This is a genomic window from Cognatishimia sp. SS12, assembly GCF_028369055.1.
Classification (GTDB): Bacteria; Pseudomonadota; Alphaproteobacteria; order Rhodobacterales; family Rhodobacteraceae; genus Cognatishimia.
Genome location: NZ_JAQNCZ010000004.1, coordinates 350,742 through 373,119 on the forward strand (window position 1 = coordinate 350,742; position 22,378 = coordinate 373,119).

The 22,378-nt window shown below is 61.0% G+C and carries 21 protein-coding genes; 7 read left to right on the forward strand and 14 right to left on the reverse strand.

Annotation, left to right across the window (positions count from 1 at the left end):
* Nucleotides 1–14 precede the first annotated feature (14 nt).
* The 4 genes from N6L24_RS11215 to N6L24_RS11230 form a co-directional block, all read right to left on the reverse strand.
* Nucleotides 15–890 (reverse strand): F0F1 ATP synthase subunit gamma, encoded by an 876-nt coding sequence (locus N6L24_RS11215; protein ID WP_271844764.1) that lies wholly within the window; start codon nucleotides 888–890, stop codon nucleotides 15–17.
* 12 nt (nucleotides 891–902) lie between these two features.
* Entirely contained in the window at nucleotides 903–2,441 is a 1,539-nt protein-coding gene (gene atpA / locus N6L24_RS11220; RefSeq protein ID WP_271844765.1) for a F0F1 ATP synthase subunit alpha, read from the reverse strand.
* Nucleotides 2,441–3,001, reverse strand: a complete 561-nt coding sequence (locus tag N6L24_RS11225; protein ID WP_271844766.1) for a F0F1 ATP synthase subunit delta — start codon at nucleotides 2,999–3,001, stop codon at nucleotides 2,441–2,443. Before N6L24_RS11225 ends, atpA begins: the two co-directional genes overlap by 1 nt.
* A gap of 298 nt (nucleotides 3,002–3,299) precedes the next feature.
* On the reverse strand, nucleotides 3,300–4,037 hold the full coding sequence (locus tag N6L24_RS11230; protein ID WP_271844767.1) for a class I SAM-dependent methyltransferase: 738 nt from the start codon (nucleotides 4,035–4,037) through the stop codon (nucleotides 3,300–3,302).
* A 100-nt stretch (nucleotides 4,038–4,137) separates the two neighbouring features.
* Here N6L24_RS11230 and gloB point away from each other — a divergent pair, with 100 nt between their 5' ends.
* Together gloB and clpA are read left to right on the forward strand one after the other, a co-directional pair.
* The gene (gene gloB / locus N6L24_RS11235) at nucleotides 4,138–4,905 is read left to right on the forward strand and encodes a hydroxyacylglutathione hydrolase (protein WP_271844768.1); all 768 of its coding nucleotides are present in this window, start codon (nucleotides 4,138–4,140) and stop codon (nucleotides 4,903–4,905) included.
* Nucleotides 4,906–5,206: 301 nt separating this feature from the next.
* Nucleotides 5,207–7,534 carry an ATP-dependent Clp protease ATP-binding subunit ClpA gene (gene clpA / locus N6L24_RS11240; RefSeq protein WP_271844769.1) on the forward strand — a complete coding sequence of 776 codons (2,328 nt, stop codon included), beginning with the start codon at nucleotides 5,207–5,209 and terminating at the stop codon, nucleotides 7,532–7,534.
* Between the two features lie 360 nt (nucleotides 7,535–7,894).
* Here clpA and N6L24_RS11245 read toward each other — a convergent pair whose 3' ends face one another.
* From N6L24_RS11245 to N6L24_RS11255, 3 genes are all read right to left on the reverse strand, one after another.
* Nucleotides 7,895–9,946, reverse strand: coding sequence for a peptidoglycan -binding protein (locus N6L24_RS11245; RefSeq protein ID WP_271844770.1), 2,052 nt, complete (start codon nucleotides 9,944–9,946; stop codon nucleotides 7,895–7,897).
* A gap of 3 nt (nucleotides 9,947–9,949) precedes the next feature.
* Nucleotides 9,950–11,191, reverse strand: a complete 1,242-nt coding sequence (locus N6L24_RS11250) for a biopolymer transporter ExbB (protein WP_271844771.1) — start codon at nucleotides 11,189–11,191, stop codon at nucleotides 9,950–9,952.
* An 87-nt stretch (nucleotides 11,192–11,278) separates the two neighbouring features.
* Nucleotides 11,279–11,806: a gamma-glutamylcyclotransferase gene (locus N6L24_RS11255; RefSeq protein WP_271844772.1), complete on the reverse strand. Its 528-nt coding sequence runs from the start codon at nucleotides 11,804–11,806 to the stop codon at nucleotides 11,279–11,281.
* 76 nt (nucleotides 11,807–11,882) lie between these two features.
* Between N6L24_RS11255 and N6L24_RS11260 the strand changes: the two genes are divergently transcribed.
* Nucleotides 11,883–12,872 (forward strand): DUF2125 domain-containing protein, encoded by a 990-nt coding sequence (locus N6L24_RS11260; RefSeq protein ID WP_271844773.1) that lies wholly within the window; start codon nucleotides 11,883–11,885, stop codon nucleotides 12,870–12,872.
* 6 nt (nucleotides 12,873–12,878) lie between these two features.
* On the opposite strand, the gene N6L24_RS11265 is transcribed toward N6L24_RS11260, so the two are convergent.
* Genes N6L24_RS11265 through hisC form a run of 3 tightly spaced genes read right to left on the reverse strand, consistent with a single transcriptional unit; the run spans nucleotide 12,879 to nucleotide 15,696 of the window.
* Nucleotides 12,879–13,679, reverse strand: a complete 801-nt coding sequence (locus tag N6L24_RS11265; protein WP_271844774.1) for an extensin-like domain-containing protein — start codon at nucleotides 13,677–13,679, stop codon at nucleotides 12,879–12,881.
* Complete coding sequence (locus tag N6L24_RS11270) at nucleotides 13,676–14,614, reverse strand: prephenate/arogenate dehydrogenase family protein (RefSeq protein ID WP_271844775.1); 939 nt, start codon at nucleotides 14,612–14,614, stop codon at nucleotides 13,676–13,678. The genes N6L24_RS11265 and N6L24_RS11270 overlap by 4 nt, the downstream gene beginning before the upstream one ends.
* Nucleotides 14,611–15,696, reverse strand: a complete 1,086-nt coding sequence (gene hisC / locus N6L24_RS11275; protein ID WP_271844776.1) for a histidinol-phosphate transaminase — start codon at nucleotides 15,694–15,696, stop codon at nucleotides 14,611–14,613. The genes N6L24_RS11270 and hisC overlap by 4 nt, the downstream gene beginning before the upstream one ends.
* A 223-nt stretch (nucleotides 15,697–15,919) precedes the next feature.
* Between hisC and N6L24_RS11280 the strand changes: the two genes are divergently transcribed.
* The 4 genes from N6L24_RS11280 to N6L24_RS11295 all read left to right on the forward strand — a co-directional run bounded on the left by N6L24_RS11280 (nucleotide 15,920) and on the right by N6L24_RS11295 (nucleotide 18,614).
* On the forward strand, nucleotides 15,920–16,543 hold the full coding sequence (locus N6L24_RS11280; protein ID WP_271844777.1) for a class I SAM-dependent methyltransferase: 624 nt from the start codon (nucleotides 15,920–15,922) through the stop codon (nucleotides 16,541–16,543).
* The gene (locus tag N6L24_RS11285; RefSeq protein ID WP_271844778.1) at nucleotides 16,537–16,839 is read left to right on the forward strand and encodes a putative quinol monooxygenase; all 303 of its coding nucleotides are present in this window, start codon (nucleotides 16,537–16,539) and stop codon (nucleotides 16,837–16,839) included. Before N6L24_RS11280 ends, N6L24_RS11285 begins: the two co-directional genes overlap by 7 nt.
* Before the next feature lie 18 nt (nucleotides 16,840–16,857).
* Nucleotides 16,858–17,625 carry a helix-turn-helix domain-containing protein gene (locus tag N6L24_RS11290; RefSeq protein ID WP_271844779.1) on the forward strand — a complete coding sequence of 256 codons (768 nt, stop codon included), beginning with the start codon at nucleotides 16,858–16,860 and terminating at the stop codon, nucleotides 17,623–17,625.
* A gap of 77 nt (nucleotides 17,626–17,702) precedes the next feature.
* Nucleotides 17,703–18,614: a homocysteine S-methyltransferase family protein gene (locus tag N6L24_RS11295; protein WP_271844780.1), complete on the forward strand. Its 912-nt coding sequence runs from the start codon at nucleotides 17,703–17,705 to the stop codon at nucleotides 18,612–18,614.
* Between the two features lie 62 nt (nucleotides 18,615–18,676).
* Here the strand turns inward: N6L24_RS11295 and rpsD are convergent, their stop codons facing one another.
* The 4 genes from rpsD to N6L24_RS11315 all read right to left on the reverse strand — a co-directional run bounded on the left by rpsD (nucleotide 18,677) and on the right by N6L24_RS11315 (nucleotide 22,300).
* Complete coding sequence (gene rpsD, locus N6L24_RS11300; protein WP_271844781.1) at nucleotides 18,677–19,297, reverse strand: 30S ribosomal protein S4; 621 nt, start codon at nucleotides 19,295–19,297, stop codon at nucleotides 18,677–18,679.
* Nucleotides 19,298–19,465: 168 nt separating this feature from the next.
* Nucleotides 19,466–20,527 (reverse strand): Hint domain-containing protein, encoded by a 1,062-nt coding sequence (locus N6L24_RS11305; protein WP_271844782.1) that lies wholly within the window; start codon nucleotides 20,525–20,527, stop codon nucleotides 19,466–19,468.
* 133 nt (nucleotides 20,528–20,660) lie between these two features.
* Nucleotides 20,661–21,575: a lipid A-modifier LpxR family protein gene (locus N6L24_RS11310; RefSeq protein WP_271844783.1), complete on the reverse strand. Its 915-nt coding sequence runs from the start codon at nucleotides 21,573–21,575 to the stop codon at nucleotides 20,661–20,663.
* Between the two features lie 116 nt (nucleotides 21,576–21,691).
* A complete protein-coding gene (locus N6L24_RS11315) occupies nucleotides 21,692–22,300 on the reverse strand; it encodes a response regulator (protein WP_271844784.1) in 609 nt (202 codons plus the stop codon).
* Between the last annotated feature and the right edge of the window lie 78 nt (nucleotides 22,301–22,378).

Below are 22,378 nucleotides of genomic sequence, written 5' to 3' on the forward strand. Positions count from 1 at the left end.
CCTAGTTCGCGAAATCAGAGCGCTTCCGCGCCCGAAATGATTTCGATCAGCTCGCTGGTGATCACAGCCTGACGTGAGCGGTTGTACTCGATTGTCAGCTTGTCGATCATTTCGCCTGCGTTGCGGGTTGCGTTGTCCATTGCGGACATCCGCGCCCCTTGCTCAGACGCGCCATTTTCCAACAGGGCCGCAAAGATCTGTGTGGCCACGCCGCGCGGCAGCAGGTCAGCCAAAATGGCTTCTTCGCTGGGCTCGTAGTCATACAGCGTGCTTGCGCCAGCCTCTTCCGTTTCCTCAAACGAGGCCGGAATGATCTGCTGCGCTGTTGGCACCTGGGTCACAACGTTGACGAACTTCGCATAGAAGATCGTGGCAACGTCAAACTCGCCGTTGTCAAAGCGGGCCAGAATGTCACGCGCGATATCCTGCGCATTGTCATAGCCGACACGTTTCACCTCGGTCAGGTCCACGTGACCAATGAAATCATCGCCCAGATCCCGTTTGATCGCATCGCGGCCTTTTTTGCCCACGGTCAGGATCTTCACGGTTTTGCCGTCGGCCTTCAGCTCTGCAGCTTTCTGGCGCGCCAGCTTGGCGATGTTGGCGTTAAAACCACCACACAGGCCCCGCTCTGCGGTCATCACCACCAAAAGGTGGGTCTGCTCGCTGCCGGTACCTGACAGAAGCTTTGGCGCAGAGTCAGAACCTGCGGCCCCCGCGGCCAACCCACCCAGAACGGCATTGAACCGGTCTGTGTAGGGGCGTGCGGATTCCGCAGCTTCCTGGGCGCGGCGAAGTTTCGCCGCGGCCACCATCTGCATGGCTTTTGTGATCTTACGAGTGTTTTTCACACTCTGGATCCGGTTCTTAAGGTCCTTCAGACTAGGCATGGTCCGAACCCCTTATGCGAAGTCAGCTGCGAATTCGTCGAGCGCTGCTTTCACTTTATCGGCGGCTTCACCTTTGATCTTTGGATCTTCATCCGTGATCCACTGCAGAAGATCGGCGTGCTTGCTGCGCAGGTGCGCCAGCAGGCCAGCTTCATAGCGCGCCACGTCGGAAACCGCGACTTTGTCGAGGTAGCCGTTGGTGCCTGCGAAGATCACGCAAACGATTTCAGAGTTGGTCAGTGGCGAATACTGCGGCTGTTTCATCAGCTCGGTCAGACGCGCACCACGGGCCAGCAGCTGCTGGGTCGCGGCGTCAAGGTCAGAACCGAACTGCGCGAAGGCTGCCATTTCGCGGTACTGCGCGAGGGACAGTTTCACAGGGCCAGCCACCGAAGACATCGCTTTGGTTTGTGCCGAGGAACCAACACGAGACACCGACAGACCGGTGTTCACCGCTGGGCGGATACCTTGGTAGAACAGTTCGGTTTCCAAGAAGATCTGACCGTCGGTGATCGAGATCACGTTGGTCGGAATAAACGCAGAAACGTCACCACCTTGGGTTTCGATCACAGGCAGCGCGGTCAGCGAGCCGGAGCCGAACTCTTCGTTCAGCTTCGCGGAACGCTCCAGCAAACGAGAGTGCAGATAGAAAACGTCACCTGGGTAGGCTTCGCGGCCTGGTGGGCGGCGCAGCAGCAGGGACATCTGACGATAGGCAACCGCTTGTTTGGACAGATCATCATAGATGATCAGCGCGTGCTTGCCGTTGTCACGGAAGTATTCTGCCATCGCAGTTGCGGCGTAAGGTGCCAGGAACTGCAGAGGTGCCGGGTCAGACGCGGTCGCGGCCACAACGATCGAATAGTCAATCGCGCCGGATTCTTCGAGCTTTTTCACCAGCTGTGCAACGGTGGAGCGCTTTTGGCCCACAGCCACGTAGATGCAGAACAGCTTTTTGCTGTCGTCATCGCCGGCGGCGTCGTTGTAGGATTTCTGGTTCAGAATGGTGTCCAGCGCAATCGCGGTTTTACCGGTCTGGCGGTCCCCAATGATCAGCTCACGCTGGCCACGGCCAATTGGGATCATCGCGTCAACGGACTTCAGGCCGGTGGCCATTGGTTCGTGAACCGATTTACGTGGAATGATGCCAGGCGCTTTTACGTCTGCAACACCACGTTGCTTGGCGTTGATCGGGCCTTTGCCGTCAACTGGGTTGCCCAGACCGTCTACGACGCGGCCCAGCAGCTCGGGGCCGACAGGCACGTCCACGATGGACTTGGTGCGCTTAACGGTGTCACCTTCTTTAATGTCGCGGTCGGACCCGAAGATAACGACACCTACGTTGTCGCTTTCAAGGTTCAGGGCCATGCCCATGATGCCGCCAGGAAACTCGACCATTTCGCCGGCCTGAACGTTGTCCAGACCATAGACACGGGCGATACCGTCACCTACGGACAGAACGCGGCCCACTTCGGCCACTTCGGCTTCCTGACCAAAATTCTTGATCTGGTCTTTCAAGATCGCCGAAATCTCGGCTGCTTGGATACCCATTATCCGACCTCTTTCATTGCATTCTGGAGAGAGTTGAGCTTGGAGCGGATCGACGTGTCGATCATCTTCGAGCCCACCTTAACAACAAGACCGCCAACCAAAGACTGGTCAACGGTCGCATTAATCTTAACATCTTTTCCAACACGCTCTTTCAGCGTCTTGGCAAGCTTATCGCTCTGCGTCTTGGTCAGCGCCTTGGCAGATGTCACCTCGGCGGTCACTTCGCCTTTGTCCTCGGCGATTAGCCCGTTCAGGGCATCAATCAGCTGAGGCAGCACGAAGAGACGACGGTTCTCAGCCATCAGGGCGAGCGTGTTCTTCAGTACCGTTGGCAGACCCATTTTTGCTGCGATTGCAGCAATGGCATCACCCTGTGCCGTACGGCTCACAACAGGAGAATGGATCAACTCACGCAGATCTGCGCTGTCCTGCAGCGCGGCGTTCAAATCCCCAAGGCCACTCTCAAGGTCTGAGACGGCTTTGGACTCTTTCGCGATCTCAAAGACCGCGGTGGCATAGCGCGCAGCGATGCCTTGCGAAATCGAAGCTGGTTCGGACACGTCCACCCTTCCGACAATTAGCCCCGGTTCGGCCAAGTCGGGCCGTCCGAGGACGTTTCTAGTTTTGATGCAGATCAAAACGGCAAAATCCAGCCGGGGTGTAGCAGAGGCGTCCTGAGCTATCAACTACCATTGAAAGAAAGTAAGAGGTGCAAAAACCCCTTGTTTATAACGATTTGCGTGGGGTGTGACGGAATGGCCCGGGATTGTTACATAAATCAAACAGTTTTTCGGGACCAAATCAGCGATTCCCTGCGAAATTTTTCGCGAAGACCTGCCTATATTTAGGGCAATTTTGTCAGATTGGCGCAATGTCTGGCTTTGGGGCCAGAATTTCCAGCGGTTTGCGCACCCGCGCCTTGAGCCCGCCGCTGGGCGCATGCACCCGCTTTGACGCTTCGACCATCAACACGCCCCCCGCGACAATAGGTGACAGGGCGCGCCCGGTGCTTTCCCAAAGCTGGCTGGTCTTGCGCCAGAACCGGCGGTGGCTTGGTGGTTGATAAAGCGTGGTGCGATGCCGTTCGGCCATAAAGCCATGGTCGCGCAGCTGCGCCTCAAGCTGGCCGTTGGAATAGGGCCGCCCATAGCCAAAAGGCGTCGTATCCGAACGCGACCACAGCCCCGCGCGATTGGGCACGATGAACAGCGCTTTGCCACCAGGCCCCAAAACGCGGTATGCTTCGGCCAGCAGGTCATTTGGGCGTTCGCAGTTTTCCAGCCCGTGCATCATGACGAGCCTGTCCACCAGCCCGGTTTCAAGCGGCCACAGTGTTTCTTCGCAGAGCGCAGAGACATTCGGCATCCCGGCAGGCCAGGGCATCACCCCCTGCGGTGCGGGCATCAGGCCGATGACACGGCGCGCCTCGGGAAGATAGGGCCGCAAGAGCGGCACGGCAAAGCCATAACCGACCATCGTTTGCCCTTTGGCTTCCGGCCAAAGTTGGCGCATCTCGTCCCGAACGGCTTTCTGTGCTGCACGCCCGAGCATGCTGCGGTAATAGAAGTTACGAAGGACTTTCACATCAAGGTGCATTGCGCCTGCTCACAAGATCGGCAAATCTAGGGTTAACATAGTCGCTTTGCGCACTGAGTGAACCTGCAGAATGCATGTTTAACGAAAAAGGGGAATAACCATGCCACTGGAAATTGTGACAATACCCTGCCTGTCAGACAATTACGCCTTTCTCATTCACGAACAGCTGACCGGCATGACCGCGCTGGTGGACGCCCCTGAAGCCGCGCCGATCGAAGCCGAATTGGCCCGCCGGGGATGGGGGCTGGATTTCATCCTGCTGACCCATCACCACGATGACCATATCGCCGCCGTTGACACCCTGCGCGCCAAACATGACACCATCGTCATCGGAGCGGCGGCCGATGCCCACCGCCTGCCGGCGCTGGATCTGAAGGTGGAGCATGGCTCAACCTTCTCGCTGGCCCGCGAAGAAGTCACCGTGATCGACACACCCGGCCACACCAAAGGGCACATCTGCTTTCACATTCCCACCGTCAAAGCGCTGTTTTCAGCGGATACATTGATGGCCGGGGGCTGTGGCCGCCTGTTCGAAGGCACCCCGCAGCAGATGTTTACCAGCCTCTCGAAACTGGCTGCCCTTCCGGCGGACACCAAGGTCTATTCCGGACATGAATACACCCTGTCCAACCTCAACTTCGCGCTGAGCGTTGAGCCCAAGAACAAAAAGCTGCAAGCCCGGCTGAAAGCCACCGAGGCCGCCCGCGCCCAAGGCACCCCCACGGTGCCCAGCACTTTGGCGGACGAATTGGCCACCAATCCCTTCCTGCGCAGCCAATCACCCGAGCTGCGCGCCATGATTGGGATGGAAAACGACAGCGATGCCGCGGTCTTTGCCGAGGTGCGTCGCCGCAAGGACACGTTCTGACCAAACCGATAGGCCCCTACCCGTTCGGCTTATTGCCAAAATGGGTTTCATCTGTCAGGCTGAAAACATTAGATAATTTTCGCGTCGCCCCGCCAGGCAGCCGCCCCAAAAGTCTTACGTCCATTTTTTGCGCGAAACTGCCACTTTGTTGCAAAGCTCACGTATTTGACGCCAAAAGTGAGCGCTAATCGCAATAAAGCCCTTGAAGCTGGCGGTATATCGACCACACTTATTAAGTATCAGGCCAAGGTGTTTTTGGGCAATCTGCCCGCCAATGCCGCAGACGGAAGGAGTGTGAGCAGTGCCTTCATTCTCAACCACCCTTGAACAGGCGATCCACAGCGCACTGGCCCAGGCCAATGCACGTCGTCATGAATTTGCAACCCTGGAGCATCTGCTCCTCTCGCTTCTGGACGAACCGGATGCGCTGCGCGTCATGCAGGCCTGCAGTGTCGATACCGATGAGCTGCGCCAGACGCTTATGGAATTTATCGAAGAGGATCTGGCCAATCTGGTGACAGATATCGAAGGCTCCGAAGCGGTACCAACCGCCGCCTTCCAGCGCGTCATTCAACGCGCCGCCATTCATGTGCAATCCTCTGGCCGCACCGAAGTCACCGGGGCCAATGTGCTGGTCGCAATCTTTGCCGAACGCGAAAGCAATGCCGCCTACTTCCTGCAAGAACAGGATATGACCCGCTATGACGCGGTGAATTACATCGCCCATGGCGTCGCCAAAGACCCCGCCTTTGGCGAAAGCCGCCCGGTGGCGGGCAGCGAAGAAGACGATGAAAACGAAACCAGCGCAGCCGCCGGTCAGGACGAGAAAAAAGAAAGCGCCCTGTCCAAATATTGCGTGGACTTGAATACCAAGGCCGCCAAGGGCGATGTGGACCCGCTCATCGGGCGCGACCACGAAGTCGAGCGCTGCATTCAGGTGCTGTGCCGCCGGCGCAAGAACAACCCGCTGCTGGTGGGCGATCCCGGCGTGGGCAAAACCGCGATTGCCGAAGGGCTGGCCCATCGCATCGTCAACGGCCAAACCCCAGAGGTGCTGGCCTCAACCACGATCTTTTCGCTCGATATGGGCGCGCTTTTGGCGGGCACGCGGTATCGCGGCGATTTCGAAGAGCGGCTGAAAGCGGTGGTGACAGAGCTTGAGGATCACCCCGACAGCGTGCTCTTCATTGACGAAATTCACACGGTGATTGGCGCGGGCGCAACTTCGGGCGGGGCAATGGATGCCTCCAACTTGCTGAAACCTGCCCTGCAGGGCGGCAAGCTGCGCACCATGGGCTCCACCACCTACAAGGAATTCCGCCAGCATTTCGAAAAAGATCGGGCTTTGTCGCGTCGCTTCCAGAAGATCGATGTCAACGAACCGTCGGTGCCTGATACCATCAAGATCCTGAAAGGTCTGAAGGAGTATTTCGAAGAGCATCACAGCGTCAAATACACCGCTGATGCGATCAAAACCGCGGTGGAGCTGTCGGCGCGTTACATCAACGACCGCAAGCTGCCCGACAAGGCGATTGACGTGATCGACGAAGCGGGCGCGGCGCAGCATCTGGTCGCGGCCTCCAAACGGCGCAAAACCATCGGCACCAAAGAGATTGAGGCCGTGGTGGCCAAAATCGCGCGCATTCCACCAAAGAATGTCAGCAAGGATGACGCCGAAGTGCTGAAAGACCTCGAAAAATCCCTGAAACGGGTGGTCTTTGGTCAGGATGCCGCTATCGAAGCGCTCTCCAGCGCCATCAAACTGGCCCGCGCGGGTCTGCGCGAGCCGGAAAAACCCATCGGCAACTATCTCTTTGCGGGGCCAACCGGCGTCGGCAAGACCGAGGTGGCCAAACAGCTCGCCAATACTTTGGGCGTCGAGCTGCTGCGCTTTGACATGTCCGAATATATGGAGAAACACGCAGTCTCCCGCCTGATTGGCGCGCCTCCGGGCTATGTCGGCTTTGATCAGGGCGGTCAGCTCACCGATGGGGTGGATCAGCACCCGCATTGCGTGCTGTTGCTGGATGAGATCGAAAAAGCGCACCCGGATGTCTACAACATCCTCTTGCAGGTGATGGACCACGGCACGCTGACCGATCACAACGGGCGCACCGTCGATTTCCGCAATGTGATCCTGATCATGACTTCCAACGCCGGGGCTTCAGAGCAAGCCAAGGCTGCGATCGGCTTTGGCCGCGACCGTCGCGAGGGCGAGGATACCGCTGCGATTGAACGGACATTTACGCCGGAATTCCGCAACCGTCTGGACGCGGTGATTTCTTTCGCGCCACTGCCAAAGAAAACCATCCTGCAAGTGGTCGAAAAATTCGTGCTGCAGCTTGAGGCCCAGCTTCTGGACCGCGATGTGCATATCGAACTGACCCGCAAAGCTGCCGAATGGCTGGCGGACAAAGGCTATGATGACAAAATGGGGGCGCGCCCGCTGGGCCGCGTCATTCAAGAGCACATCAAAAAGCCGCTGGCCGAAGAGTTGCTATTTGGCAAACTCTCCAAAGGTGGCGTGGTCAAGGTCACGGTCAAAGACGGCGAGTTGGTGCTGAAATACGACGGCCCCGCCAAGGCCCGCATCACCGGCGACAAGCCCCCGCTGCTGACCGCCGACTAAGCGCGATACATTGAAGATCAAAGCCCCGCCGGTTCGGCGGGGCTTTTTGTTTGGGCGAATGATCCGCGAGACGGCCAATGCTGCACTTGCTCACCCCGCAAACAAAAGACCGGTTTGGCCGTTGAAGTCATCACCGCAAGTCACCCAGCCGGTTAACAGCCGTGTTAACGGCCCGGCCATCGTCAGCCCCGCCCTTGGGCTGGCGATTTGGCTACGGTGGATACGAGATTTGTTCTGTCGCAGTACGTGGCAGCCATAAAGCGCCCAGTCACTTTAGTCGGGTCGCCACCCCAGGGGCCGACGCCAGCCTAACGTACAGAGCCGGGGGCCAAAGGCCGCTTGGACCGCATTTTCGACCCCCTACTTCTCGGTCAATTTCAGCTCAATCCGGCGGTTGCGGGCGCGGGCGTCGGGGGTGTTGGCGGGGTCGATGGGTTGGAATTCGCCAAAGCCATTGGCTGATAGGCGCTCGGGCGGCAGGCCAAGGGATTGCGACAGAAAGCGCACAACCGACAGGGCGCGGGCTTGGGACAGCTCCCAATTGTCGCGAAAGCGGGTGCCATTAAAGATCGGCACATTATCGGTGTGGCCATCGACTTGCAGCACCCAGTCGATTTCCGGCGGGATGTCATCCGCCACATCCAGCAGCAGTGTGGCGACGCGGCCAATCTGTTCGCGGCCCTCAACGCTCAGCTCGGCCCCGCCTGAGGGGAACAGCACTTCGGAGCTAAAGACAAAGCGGTCGCCGACAATCTGCACCCCTTCGCGGGTGCCCAGAAGGCCGCGCAGCCGGCCAAAGAATTCTGAGCGGTAGTTTTCAAGATCCTGCGCCTCTGCGGCCAGGCGCGCGGCCTCGGCCTCAAGGCGCTTGCGCTCGGCTTCCTCCAGCGCGCGGCGGCGACGTTCTTCGGCGGCCGCGCGCGCCAGCGCCGCATTCAAATCCGCGCCCAATGTCGACAGCTGCACATTGGCGGCGGCATCCCGCGCCTTGCTTTCATCCAGCAGCGCCTGCAATTGCCCCAGCTGCGCCCTGAGCGCCGCCACCTGCTGATTGAGCAGCGCGGCCTGTTTTTCATTCTCGCTCGCCTCAGCCCGGCTTTCGGCCAGTGCGGCATTTGCCACCGCCAAAAGCCGTGCGCGTTCTTCGGCGGCGCTGAGCTCTTCGGCGGCGACTTGTTCGGCGGCCGATTTTGCGGCCAGCGCGGCAGCCAACTGGCGCTCAATCTCCGCGCGGTCCTGCGCGAGGGTTTCAGTGTCCAGCTTTGCCGCCAGCGCCGCGGCCAGTTTCTGTTCCAGCTCTGCCACCTGCGCGGTGGCGGTATTGGCGCGCTGCTCCAGTGCAATGCGGCTGGCAAAGGCCTCAGACAGCGCCTCTTCCAGTTGCTGTTCGGTCAGCGCGTTTTCCGCAGTTGCGGCCTTGGCGGCCTCCAGCTGCGCCAGCGTTGCGGCCAGTTCCTCTTCGGTCAGTGCGGCGGTGGTGCGGGTTTCTTCCAGTGCCAGCAGCGCCGCCGTCAAGCGGCCGGTCAAATCCTCTTCGCTCACAAGCGCGGCGGCCAGCTTGCGGTCCAGATCTACTTGGGCCGCTTCGGCGGCGGCGAGCATGGTCAGGGTCTCTTCGGCCTTGCGGCGCTGTTCTTCCAGCGCCAGCGTCATGGCGGTCAGCTCCGCATCGGCGTTTTTGAGCCGCTCGCGCAGGGCTTCGGCGGCGGCTGCCTGCGTGAGCCGCGCGATTTCATCGGCGTTGAGCCGCGCCTCCAAATCCTCGACCTGCGCCGCCAGTGCGCTGTTGGTTTCCACGGTCGCGGCGGCCTGCGCCTCAAGCTCGGCCACCAATGCATTAAGCGCGGCGCGTTCTGCGGCGGCGCGGCGCGCCTCTTCGGCCTGCGCGTCCACCTCATCGCGGGCGGTCGCCAACGCCAGGTTCAGCGCTTCTTGTTCGCTCAGCAATGTATCGCGCTCAGCGGTCAGATCACCGACCAACCCGCGCGCTTCGTCGCGCTGCGCCAGAAGCGCGGCAACCTGCGCCTCAAAACTGCTGATGCGACTGCGGGCGATATCAAGCGCCGCGGAGGCACTGTCGCGTTCCGTGGTCAGCGCGCTGATCAGCGCGGCCTGCTGATCAGACAGCGCGCGCGCATCCGTCAGCGTCGTGCGCAAGGTCCCGACCTGTGCCTGCAGGCCCGCGGATTTTTCCTGCTCAAGTCCCAGCGCATCCGCCAGTGCGGCAATTTCAGCTGAAAGGCTATCGAGCTTGTCCGCCTGCCCGGAAATTGTTTCGCGCAGCACAAATTGCACCACCATGAAAATGGTCAGTACAAACATCAGCACCAGCAAAAGCCCGGTCATCGCATCAACGAAGCCGGGCCAGATCGAGGCCTGAAAGCGTTGTCCTGTGCGCCGGGAAAGGGCCATGGCTTAGCTGTCCTTCCCGCTGGTGTCACCCTCACCGCCGTTCTGCGACGTGGCATTGTGGCGGCGGCGACGGCGGGCGGGCTGATCGCCCAGTTTGGTGATCGCCTGGGTCAGCGCCGATAGATCACTGCGCAATTCGGTCATCGTGTCCTGACGACCGGCGGATATCTCTTCGAGGATCCGCAGCATCTGCACGTCGATGGAGCGCAGGCGCATGCGGCTTTCGGCATCCACGCCCTCAGCGGCCTGGGTCTGCATCGCGGCAATCAGTTGCTCTTGCCCATCGGCCAGACGCGCCAGTGTCTCCGGCTGTCCCGTGGGATTGGGGGCGGCAGACATCTGCCCCACCAACGCCTGCACCGAATGGGTCAGATCACCAATGTTGCGCTCCACCCGGGCGCGGCCATCTTCGGCCTTCACGAACATGGTCTGCAATTGGTCCATCTGCTCTGCCATATGCTCCAGCACTTCGCCCAGCACATTCTGTTCAATGCCCGGCTCGCCATCGCCGCCGGTGAAGCCGACCCGCGTGATCGAGCTGAGCCATTCTTCAAGCTCGCGGTAAAACCGGTTCTGGCCATGGCCCGCAAAAAGCTCAAGCAGGCCAACGATCAAAGAGCCCGCAAGCCCCAAGAGCGAGGAGGCAAAGGCAACGCCCATGCCGCCCAGCTGGTCTTCCAGACCCGTCATCAGACGGTTAAAGACCTCAACCCCGCCTTCGCCTTCGTCCGGCGCAAGACTGCGGATGGTGTCCACCACTGCCGGTACCGTGGTCGCAAGGCCATAAAATGTCCCCAGCAGACCAAGGAAAATCAGCATGTTCACGATATAGCGGGTGATTTCCCGCGCTTCGTCGATCCGGGTGGCCACAGAATCCAGGATCGAGCGCGTCGATGTGGCGCTGATCTGCCCCTTGCCGCGACGCGAGCGCAGCAGGCTGGCCAGCGGCAACAAAAGCGTCGGCGGCTCCAGATAAGAAAGGCTGTCATTCTGGCTGGCAAAATTCTTGATCCAGCGGGTGCAGGCCATCAGCGAAAACACCTGCATGAAACAGGCCACAACCCCCACAAAGAACACAAACAGGATAAAGCCGTTCAGGTAGGGATTGGCGCTGAAGACCGGCATGACGCGCGGCAGCGCGATATAGGTCAAGACCCCGGTCAAGGCCAAGACGATCAACATCAAGATGATCTGTCGCACCGGTTGCGAAAAATGAGGCTCCGCCTCAAACTCTGACTGCTCCATCTGGTCAGTTCCTGACGCTGTTCTTTTCTAAGGATACCCTAGAAGGCGCGGCCAGTTGTGCCAAGGTTTATTGCCCAGGAAGCCTATTTAAGCGCTGAGTTTTTCCACCCGCTGCGACAGCCAGTCCAGTTCGGCATCCTGAATGCCCAGTTCGGCAAGGTGGCGCGCCGTATTATGCAGATAGTCGGTGTTTGGCCCGCGCCCGCCCACCGCCGTGGCAATCACCTGCGCCTGCTCTTCCAGCGACAGGTTCACATATTGCACATGGTCGCGGTCAATCACATAGGTCACTGCCGTGACATCGCGCCCATCCGCCAGCGCAACCGGCAGGGTTTTCTCTAGATAGGCCGAAGAGACAAGTTCGCGCGCGCGCAACTCCTTCAGCGCGGCCTCTTCTGTGCCCGGCGCAACCCGCAGCGCCAGCCCATGGCATTGCCCCTGCGCGGCGGCATCCAGCGCCAGCACCAGCCCGGGATGCGCCTCGGTGCCGCGATGGTGGATCGAGGACATGCAGAAACTGCGATGCCACCCATGCAGTGTCGCCACCGCCTGTTCCGCGACCTCAAAGCCCGGGTTCCACAAAAGAGACCCATAGCCGAAAACCCACATCGTCATTGCCTGTTCCACCACTGGTGCATTGTCGTCGGCGCGTTTAAACACCAAAGCAAAGCAAGAGCAAAGGGGCCGCGCTGTGAAACGTCTGCTGATTGTCATCCTTCTGGTGTCCCTAGGCTGGTTTGCCTATTGGTTCATCGGCGCAGAAAGCGCGCGCGCGGCCTATGCAAGCTGGTTTGACGCCCGCCGCGCCGAAGGCTGGCAGGCCGATTATAGCGCGCTGCATATGCGCGGCTTTCCCAACCGCTTTGACGCCACGCTGGAAGAGGTGGCGCTGGTGGATCCGGCCACGGGCCTGGGCTGGGTTGCGCCGTTTTTTCAGATCTTTGCCCTGACCTATAAACCCAATCACATCATCGCTGTCTGGCCAGAAAGCCACCAAATTCTAACGCCCAATCAACAGGTTGATATCAAATCAGACGATATGAAAGCCTCTGCCGTGGTCGCGCCAGACACGGACCTTGCGCTCCTGCGGGCCAATTTTGCCGCCGAAGCGCTGCGCCTTCAGTCCAACTTGGACTGGTCGCTCAGCGCCGAGAGTGTTCGACTCGCGCTCAGCCGCCATGAAAGCACGGACAGCAGCTATGATCTGGCACTGCAAGGCAGCGCCGTCGCGCCGCCCACCGCGCTGCGCACAGCGGTCTTGCCCGCAACGATGAGCGCGCTGGATCTAGATATGACCGCGCAGTTTGATCGCCCCTGGGATTTGCGCGCACTGGAAGAGCGCCGCCCGCAGCCCACCGCAATCACCCTACGCACGGCCCATGCCAAATGGGGGGAGCTTGAGGCAAAAGCGGCTGGCGACGTGACCGTGGATGCGGCCGGCGCCCTCGATGGGACGCTGACGCTGCGCTTGGCCAAATGGCGCGAGATGCTGGCCGTGGCGCGCGACAGCGGCCAATTCAGCGCCGCAGCGCTGGACGCCACGGAACAGGGCCTGAGCCTGCTGGCGGGGCTGACGGGCAACAATGCCGACAATATCGATGTCACTTTGACTTTTCGCGGGGGCATTGCATTTGCGGGTATTCTGCCGCTCGGCCCTGCCCCGCGTCTACAACTGCGCTAACGGCGGTCAGCGGCAATAGGGCCCGCTGCGGTGACGCGCGACATCAAAATGGAAATGGTCGCGGTGATATTTGTCGGCATTTGGTCCCAAGACGGTGCCAAACGGCCCGCAGGCAGATTTGTGCAGCGCCTTCAAAATACGCCCTTTCTTGCCGCGCCCCCAATCTTTGAGAACCGAAATACGGTCCCCGTTTTTCAGGTGGAAGGCCGAGATATCAATGGCGCGCCCCTTGCCGTGTTCTGAAATTTTTGCGCCGGGGCGATTGTTGCGGGTGCGGCAGGAATAGCCTGCAGCCACTTGCAATTTCACCACCCCGCCGCCGGTGCGGCCCACGGCGCGGGTGACGCCCCGGTCGACCCAGGATTTCAACGCATGGGCGGTATCACATTCCATTACTGCCGGGGTCGACAGCGCCACGCCCGACACGCTGTGCAGTTTGACCGCCTTGCGCACGCCGCAGCCGCGCAGCCGCGCGGGCACCGTGCCCACTTCGGTGCCCAGCAGCGCGCGATTGCCGCAGACACGGCCGATGCCGGCCTGTTTGCGCTGCACAGCATTCTGCTGGCGCTCTGGTTTGGGGATCACCGCGCGCGGCAACTGTTGCGGGGCAACTGCCAGGGTCTGGGGCCGCTGTCTTGGGCGCAAGGACACATAGGGCGCGAGCGCGGGCAAAGCGGGCGGAAAGACATCTTCGCGTGCCACTGGGCGCAGGGATCGGCTCGGCGCGTTGGCGGCAGCCATATCGGTCCCCAGCAGGATCAGCGCGGTTAGCGCTGCGATCGCGTGCTGGGCACCCTGCCACGTCACTCGGCCGGACCCCGGCCAAAATCTGGGGCGTCCGTGTCCTGGCCGGCCTCGATGATGCCACGGCGAATGGCGCGCGTGCGGGTGAAATAAGCGTGCAGATGGTCGCCATCGCCCTGCCGGATCGCCCGCTGCAGGGCAAAGAGCTCTTCGGTGAAGCGCCCCAGAATTTCCAGCGTCGCATCCTTATTGGCCAAAAAGACATCGCGCCACATGGTCGGATCGCTCGCTGCGATGCGTGTGAAATCGCGAAAGCCCGTGGCCGAATATTGAATGACTTCGCTTTCCGACACCCGGCGCAGGTCATCCGCGACCCCCACCATCGTATAGGCAATGAGGTGCGGCGTATGCGAGGTGACAGCCAGCACCAGATCATGGTGGTCGGCGTCCATCTCATCGACCTTGGAGCCAAGCCCCTTCCAGAACTCTACCAGCCGGTCCGCGGCGGGACGGTCCGTGGTCTCATCGGTGATCATCAGGCACCAGCGATTGTCAAAAAGCGTGGCAAAGCCCGATTCCGGACCGGAATACTCGGTGCCCGCCAGCGGGTGCGCGGGCACGAAATGCACATGGGCCGGCAGTTCAGGGCCCACTGCCTCGATCACGGCGCGTTTGACCGATCCGACATCCGACACCGTCGCGCCGGGTTTGAGCGCCGGGGCGATCTCTGCGGCCACTGCGCCCATCACGCCAACCGGCACGCAAAGCACCACAAGGTCCGCCTCTTTCACCGCTTCAACCGCGCTGTCACAGACCCGGTCGCAGAGGCCAATGCGGCGCGCGGTGTCGCGGGTGTTCTGACTGCGGGCATAGCCAGTGACTTCGCCCGCCAGCCCTGCGCGTTTGATCGCCCAGAACATGGAGGAGGCAATCAGCCCCAGCCCAATCAGCGCCACGCGATCATACAGCGGTGCCGCCTGTGTGGCCGGGGCGCTCATGCCGCCTGCTCCTTAAAGCTTTTGACCGCATGGGCCACGCGGCGACAGCCGGATTCATCGCCGACGGTGATGCGCAGACAATGAGGCAGCCCATAGCCGCCGACGCGGCGCACGATAATGCCCTGCGCTTTCAGATGGTCGTCACAGGCGTGGGCTTCGGCTTCGGAGGCAAAGCGCGCCAGAATGAAATTGGTGCAAGAGGTATCAGACGGGATGCCCAGCTCGGCCAGCGCTTCGGCCAGCCAGGCGCGCCAACGGGCATTGTCCGCGCGGCAACGCGCCACATAATCGGTGTCGCGAATGGCGGCTTCCGCCACCACAAGCTGCATGTCCGACAGGTTGAAAGGCTGGCGGACACGGTTCAGCACGTCAATGATCGCCTGCGGCGCATAGCCCCAGCCGACCCGAAGCCCGCCCAGCCCGTAAATCTTGGAAAAGGTGCGGGTCACGATGACATTCTCCCGGCTTTCAACCAGCGCCGCGCCGCCGTCAAACCCCTCGACAAATTCCGCATAGGCCCCGTCGTGCACCAAAATGGCGCCCTCCGGCAAACCATCGGCCAAACGCGCCACCTCGTTGCCGCCAATCATTGTTCCGGTCGGGTTGGCCGGATTGGCGATAAAGACGATCTTGGTGCGCGCGGTGCAAGCGTTCAGAATGGCGTCGACATCGACCACACGCTCGCGCTCGGGGACCTTAATTGGGGTTGCGCCACAGGCATGCGCCAGAATCGGGTACATCGAGAACCCGTGTTCGGTGTAGATCACCTCATCGCCCGGCCCGGCAAAGCATTGCGTCACAAACTGCAGCACTTCATCAGAGCCGACCCCGCAGATGATCTGCGCCGCGTTCAGACCGTGCACCTCGGCAATGGCGTTGCGCAGCTTGGCATGATCGGTGCCGGGATAGCGGTGCAGGTTCTGCCCCGCCTTGCGAAACGCCTCTTTCGCGGCATCGCCTGCCCCATAGGGATTTTCGTTTGAGGACAGTTTCAGAATGTCACTGACCCCATCAATGCTCGATGCGCCACTTTGATATAGCGCGATTTCCATAATCCCTGGCTGCGGCTCAAGCTTGCTCATGGGTGCATTCCTTCTGTTCCTGCTCGTTCTAGTTCGGTTCCCGGCGAGAGAAAACCGAAATTGCACCAATTGCGACATCGCCGCCAAGCTGTTGCCTTGCTGCCGGGTTTGCGCGGATCTGTCCGTTTGACGCGCAGATTTGGCGCGCCGGGGCAAGCGAAACCATCAGCGCGCTGCAACACTGCAGGCCTCACAACAACGGTGCCAAACAGGGACCCACCCCATGACGTTGCAAGAGCAATATGATCAGGCCGCGCCCCGATGGGCCACCCGCCTCAGCGCGCTTGGGTTTACGCCAGCCTATGCGGCGCTGATGGCGGCGGCCGCGCCGCGCCACACCGGCAGCCTCTGTGATGTGGGCGCAGGCAGCGGCGCGCTCTCGCAGGCGTTTTACGCGCGCTTTGGCGCGCCCAAGCGGCATGTGTTGCTGGATACCTCAGCGGCGATGTTGCAAACGGCGCGGGCTGCCCTGCCGGCCACCACGCAGATCGAAACGGAGCAGGCGCTATTGGCGGACTATCGTCCGCAATGCGGGTTTGACGTCACGCTGGCCGGGCATGTGATCGAACATTGCCCCAGCCCAGAAACCGCCCTGCAGCAGATCGCTGCGCTGACGCGGCCCGGCGGCACGGTGATCCTGGCGGTGTCGCATCCCCACATCTGCCAGATTGTTATCTGGCTGAAGTGGCGGCATCGCTGGTTCCGCCAGGACGACGTCTGCGCCATGGCAGCGCGGGCCGGGCTGCGCCTGTCGCGCATTCTGCGCTTTGAGACCGGCGTGCCTGCGCGCATTTCGCGCGGCTACATCTTCACCAAACCCACCCAACCACAGGAGACCCCATGCTGATTGCCATTGTCGACATCCCGCTCACCCCGGACAGCAAACCCGCCGCGCGCGCGGCGCTTGAACAGGTGCTGCCAGATATCCGCAGGCAGCCCGGCAACCTTGGCTTTCGCATTCTGTCGGAGACCGATACGAGCCCCGACCTGACGCTGCTGCAGGAATGGCAGAGCGAAAGCGCCTTTGCGGCCTATCTGGCCTCGCCGCTGTTCAAGGGGCTTGGCGCGGCGCTTGCGCCTCTTATGTCTGGCCCGCCCAACTCGCGCCGCTTTGTGGCCGAGGCGCTCGCCCCAGCAGAGTGATTGCCCTAAACTGCCCCTATGACCAACAGCCCCGCTGCCCCCGCAGCCTATGCCTTTGTCGCCAATTTCGATCCGGAGCCGCAGAAAACCCTGCGGCTGGACCGGCATTACCTGCTGTACAATAGCCATGGCGCTGTTCGGCTGAGTGCAGGCAACCGCGGCTGGAGCCTGCCGCCCGCACGCGCGGCGTTGATCCGGGCAGGCTGTGACATCAACATCACCGTGGTGCGGGCGTTGACCACATGTTCGCTGCTGTTTGACCCGGACTGGTTTGCCGAACCCGATGCGCCGCTGTCGGTGTTTGAAGTGACACCGCTGGCGCGCGAGTTGATCCATGCCTGCCGGCCTTATGGGCCGGAAGCCGATCTGGATGACTATGGGAGGCAATTGTTTGACACGGTGGCAGCGGTCAGTTGGCGTTTGGCGCGCACGCCCTCCCCCGCCGTGCTGCCAGCGCCAAGTAACCCCGCCCTTCAGCAAGCCCTTGCAATGACCGAGGCGGCCTTGGATCAGGCCCCAAGCTTTGAAGCGATCGCCCGCGGGGTTGGCCTCAGCCCGCGCTCTCTGGCGCGGCGCTTTGCCGACGATCTGGGCATGACCTGGCGGCAGGCGCAGCGCCGCCTGCGCATGAGCCGCGCCATCGAAGCGCTGGCGACATCGGATCGGCCTGTGACAGAGATCGCCTTTGCGGTGGGCTACAATTCGCTCTCGGCCTTCAATGCGGCCTTTCTGGACCTCACCGGGCAGACGCCGACCGACTACCGCAAAAGTCTGACCCGCGCCTGACACTGTGCCACCCCGCACTGCGCCCGCGTGTTTTATGGTATACTCCGCCCCATCACACGACAGACGGAGGAAGCCCCATGACCCATGCGACACCGCTGTCCAGCAGCCCTTCCTGGATTGCCTGGACCGGAATGGAAACCGATCTGATATTCAACAAGGGCGTTGATCTGCCGGAGTTTGCCGCCTTTCCCATGGTGGATACCGCCGAAGGGCGAGAGCGCCTTCAGGCCTATTACGAAGCGCTGATTGGCATTGGCCGCGATACGGGTGTAGGCGTGATCCTTGATACACCGACCTGGATGGCCAACCCGGATCGCGCCAGCGCCGTGGGCTATGGCGCCGAGGATCTGCCGCGCGTGACGCGGGATGCGGTGGCCCTGGTGCGGGGTGTGGCCGACAAACACCCGGATGTATCGGCGCTCATCAGCGTGCAGATCGGCCCACAGGGCGATGGCTACAAACCCGGCATGGCGGCCCATGATGCGGCCGCCACTTATCATCGCCCGCAAATTCAGGCCGCCAAAGACGCCGGGGCTGATGTGGTCAGCGCCTATACGCTGGGGGCCAGCGGCGAGGCGATTGGCATCGCCAGCGAAGCCGCGCGCATCGGTATCCCGGCGCTGATTTCCTATACGGTGGAGACCGACGGGCGTCTGGCCGATGGCACGGCCCTGTCAGAGGCGGTCGAAACGCTTCATGCCGCCGCTGCGCCCGCAGCGATCATGGTCAATTGCGCCCATCCCGATCATCTGGCCGAGGCGCTGGACGGCGGGGCATGGGAAAGCAAACTGACGGGCTTTGTCGCCAATGCCTCGCGCCAGAGCCACGCAGAGCTGGACGCCTGCGAAACCTTGGATGATGGCGACCCCGAAGAGCTGAGCCAGCAATTGGCGGCGCTGAAAGCAGGCCATAGCGGCCTGCGCATCCTAGGCGGCTGCTGCGGCACCGATTTGCGGCATCTGCGCGCCACCGCCAAACGCATGCTTTAGGCAAAGAAAAACCGCGCTGGCAGGCAGCGCGGTTTTCCAGAATTCTTGTGGTGCGGCGAAGATTAGTTCTTCGCGTAGAATTCAACCACCAGGTTTGGCTCCATCATCACCGGGTATGGCACGTCGGCCAGGCCAGGCGCGCGCACGAAAGTCGCGGTCATTTTGGAGTGGTCGGCGTCGATGTAGTCAGGCACATCGCGCTCTGCCAGTTGAACGGCTTCCAGCAGAACGGTCAGCTGCTTGGAACGATCACGCACCTCGATCACGTCGCCTTCTTTGACGCGGTAGGATGGGATGTTCACTTTCTTGCCGTTCACTTTGACGTGGCCGTGGTTCACGAACTGACGCGCAGCAAAGACGGTTGGCACGAATTTCGCGCGATATACAACCGCGTCCAGACGACGCTCCAGCAGGCCGATCAGGTTTTCACCGGTGTCGCCTTTCAGACGCACAGCTTCACCATAGATGCGGCGGAATTGTTTCTCGGTCAGGTCGCCGTAGTAGCCTTTAAGCTTCTGCTTGGCGCGCAGCTGGATACCGAAGTCGGAAAGTTTGCCTTTGCGGCGCTGACCGTGCTGGCCGGGGCCATATTCGCGACGGTTTACAGGGGACTTTGGACGGCCCCAGATGTTTTCGCCCATGCGGCGATCGATTTTATACTTGGCAGACGTGCGTTTGGTCACGGCTGGTCTCCTTCGTTTATGGTTTCGAAGGGCGTTGTCCTCTTCCCGGATTTGGCCGGGATGACAGGGATCCCCTTGCGGGGGCCACCAACACCAATGAAGCCGCGCTTATACGCGGCGTTTTGGCAGAGTCAACAGGGTCAGACGCCGAGTGCGCTGATAAATTGCCTAGGCCGCTTCATGCCGCAGGATCGCCGCCTCAGAGGCGGTCAACTGCCGGCGCGCGTGATCGCCATAGGCAAAGGGGCGATGCGCGAACTCGGGGTTGATCAGCAACAGCCGGCTGCGGTCCTCATCGGCCAGCGCGCCCATCTCGGCATCCGCCGGATGGAAGCTTTCGGTTTCCACCCCATTGGCAAAGAGGATTTCATGCCGGGGCATCAGCAGATGCATATAGGTGACTTCGCGCAGGCGATAATCGGTGCTGATGCTATGACCATTCTCAAGCTGTCGTGCCGTAACCAGCACTTCGGGCGTATTAAACAAGGTGCGCGCCACCTCGCCGCGCACCAGAATGCGGTGTTCAGGCGAAACGATCAATTCGCGGCGTGGCCAGTTTGGCCCCAGCGCGCCGGGTTTGATGCGGATGGGCCGCAGCTTGGGCAAAGCAAAGAGCCGCGCGCCGGTCATCTTGCGGCTGCCGATCCACTGCACTTCCTGCAAGCCATTGTCTTTGGTCTGAATGTAGTCGCCTTCGCGCAACAGCTCGATCCGCTTGGGACCGGCCGCCGTGTTGATCAACGTGCCGGGGGTAAAACAGATCACCCGCGCCCCATCCGGGTCGGCCGGATCATCGCCGCGGGCGCGCAACGTGTGATGCACAACCCACAAATCTGCGCCCTTTGGCGGGATGGCATCCAGGAACATCACCAAAGGCGCAGCGCCATCGACCTCGATCAGCGTCAGCGTATAGCTGGTCTGCCCGTCCGTGACGACAATACAGCTGTCGGCCATTGGTTCGTCAGTTTCGACCTGATCAATCTGGGTGGTTTGGGTCAGGGCCGCGCCGACAAGCTTACGCACCATGCGCGCCGCCTTGCGCCGCAACATCACTTCGCTTTCGCCCCTTGCCAATCGCAACAATTCTGTCGGGCCATCGACCCGCACAACCTCGCCCTGCCAGGACCACACCGCGCCTTGCTCAATCGCGCTTATAGGTGCGGCCCGCAGACCATCGACTTCCGTTTGCGACCAGGAAATGACGAACGTGCCGAGAAAGCCCGCCCCCATGTGCCTGTATCCTGCCTCAATTTTTCTTATTGAGGCCAGAGTAGCAAAAGTGATTCGCTCTGGGAAGCCCAAAACGAATCACCGTTTGAGATTAGGGTGTTGACCTTGAGTCAACGGCAACAGCGCCGTGGGGTCAGAAGTCGATCTTCACGCGCAACGCGCCCACGATCTGGCCTTCGTCCTGACTTGTGAATTCCGGGCTCAAATAGCTCGCCCCATAGTAAATGCTGTGGCTTTCGCCCTGCCACAACAGACCGGCCCGCAGGCGGTGGCGGCTGTCTTCCATCACCGCCGCGCTATTGCCGGGAATAAAGACGCTGCTGTCCACATAGGCGATATCAGCCCCGACAACAAAGGAAACGCCGGTTTCGCCGCCTTCAATGGCGCGGTAGCGCTGGCCGGATACGGGATCGCGCACCAGAAGCGATCCGTTGGTCATTGTGCCAAAGGTCACGTCCACACCCGCGCGGACCAGAGTTTCAGTGCCGGCGCGTGCTTCGAGAAAGGGGCGCGCCGTGGCCATCTGGCCCAGCTGATAGCTGTGGCCCACTTCGGCCACCGCATCCAGATGCACCGCATTGCCAATCTGGCTGTTCAGCACGGTGCTGGACGGGCCGACAAAATCAAACTGCCCGTGCAGCCAGCTTTGGAAATCCCCAAGGCCGGTTTGCGGGCCGGTAAAGGTCACATCCGCGCCAAGCGCAAATTCCAGACCACGTTGCTGAAAATGCGTATGCGCGCCCACCGAAATCGCCCCCGCATAGCTGCGGTCAACCGGCGACGGCATGGCGAGGTTTTCCGGCGCAATAATCTGCCCCAAGATCCGAAGTTCGATCACCTCGCCAAAGCTCTCCGGCAGTGCGCCCGACCACGACGGGCCAAACACATGGCTGCCCACGATGGAGCCTGTGCGCCAGCGGTCATGCCCGTCGCCGAAGAAATCATTTACCAAAAGGCGGCCATAGCCCAGCTGTTCGGCCTCAGCGGAAGGCGCGGTCGCGCCAAGGGACAGAAGAACAAGCCCCAGACTTGAAAGAAAACGCTTCATGTGTGCCTCAATAGAATTTTTGGGCAACCTAAAAGCATCTCAGGCGAATGAAAACCTTTTGTCGCAACTCAGACGGAAAAATTCGCGCTGTGCGTGCACTGAAGCACAAAATACACTCAGAGCAGCCCCGCGTCGCGGGCGATCATGGCAGCATGGGTGCGATTTTTGGCATTGAGCTTTTTGCTCAGCGTGCGCACGTGCAATTTGATCGTGACCTCCTTGAGGTCCAGCTCGCGGGCGATTTCTTTGTTGGACAGCCCCCGGCACAGACCGCCAAGCACCTCAAATTCGCGACGGCTCAGCAATTTGACAAGCGTATCTGCCGGGCTGTCCTCTTCAAACAGCCCTGCGGGAAAATAGACATCGCCCGCCGCCATATGGCGCACAGCCTGCATCATCTTCTGGGCGCTCATGGTTTTGGGAAGAAAGCCACTGGCCCCTTTTTCCAACGCCTGCCGCGCCACGGCCTGGGGCGCATTGCCCGATATCAGCGCAATTTTACCGCCCGGATTGGCCGCAAGCGCGCGCTCCAGCCCCTCCAGCCCGAACATGCCCGGCATTTGATAATCGAGCAGAATAAGATCAAAAGGCCCCTCTGCGCGGGCGCAATCCACCGCCTCGGGCAAGGTGCTGACGCTTTCCACCGAAATATCCCCTGACGCCCCCAGATAAACGCCAATGGTCTCGCGCACCAGATCGTGATCATCTGCAATCAATATTCTCATGGCATCCAACGGCGGCTTTAGGGTCAACTGGGGCTTGTGTTCATATAAAAAGGCCGAACACAAGGAACAGCGACACTC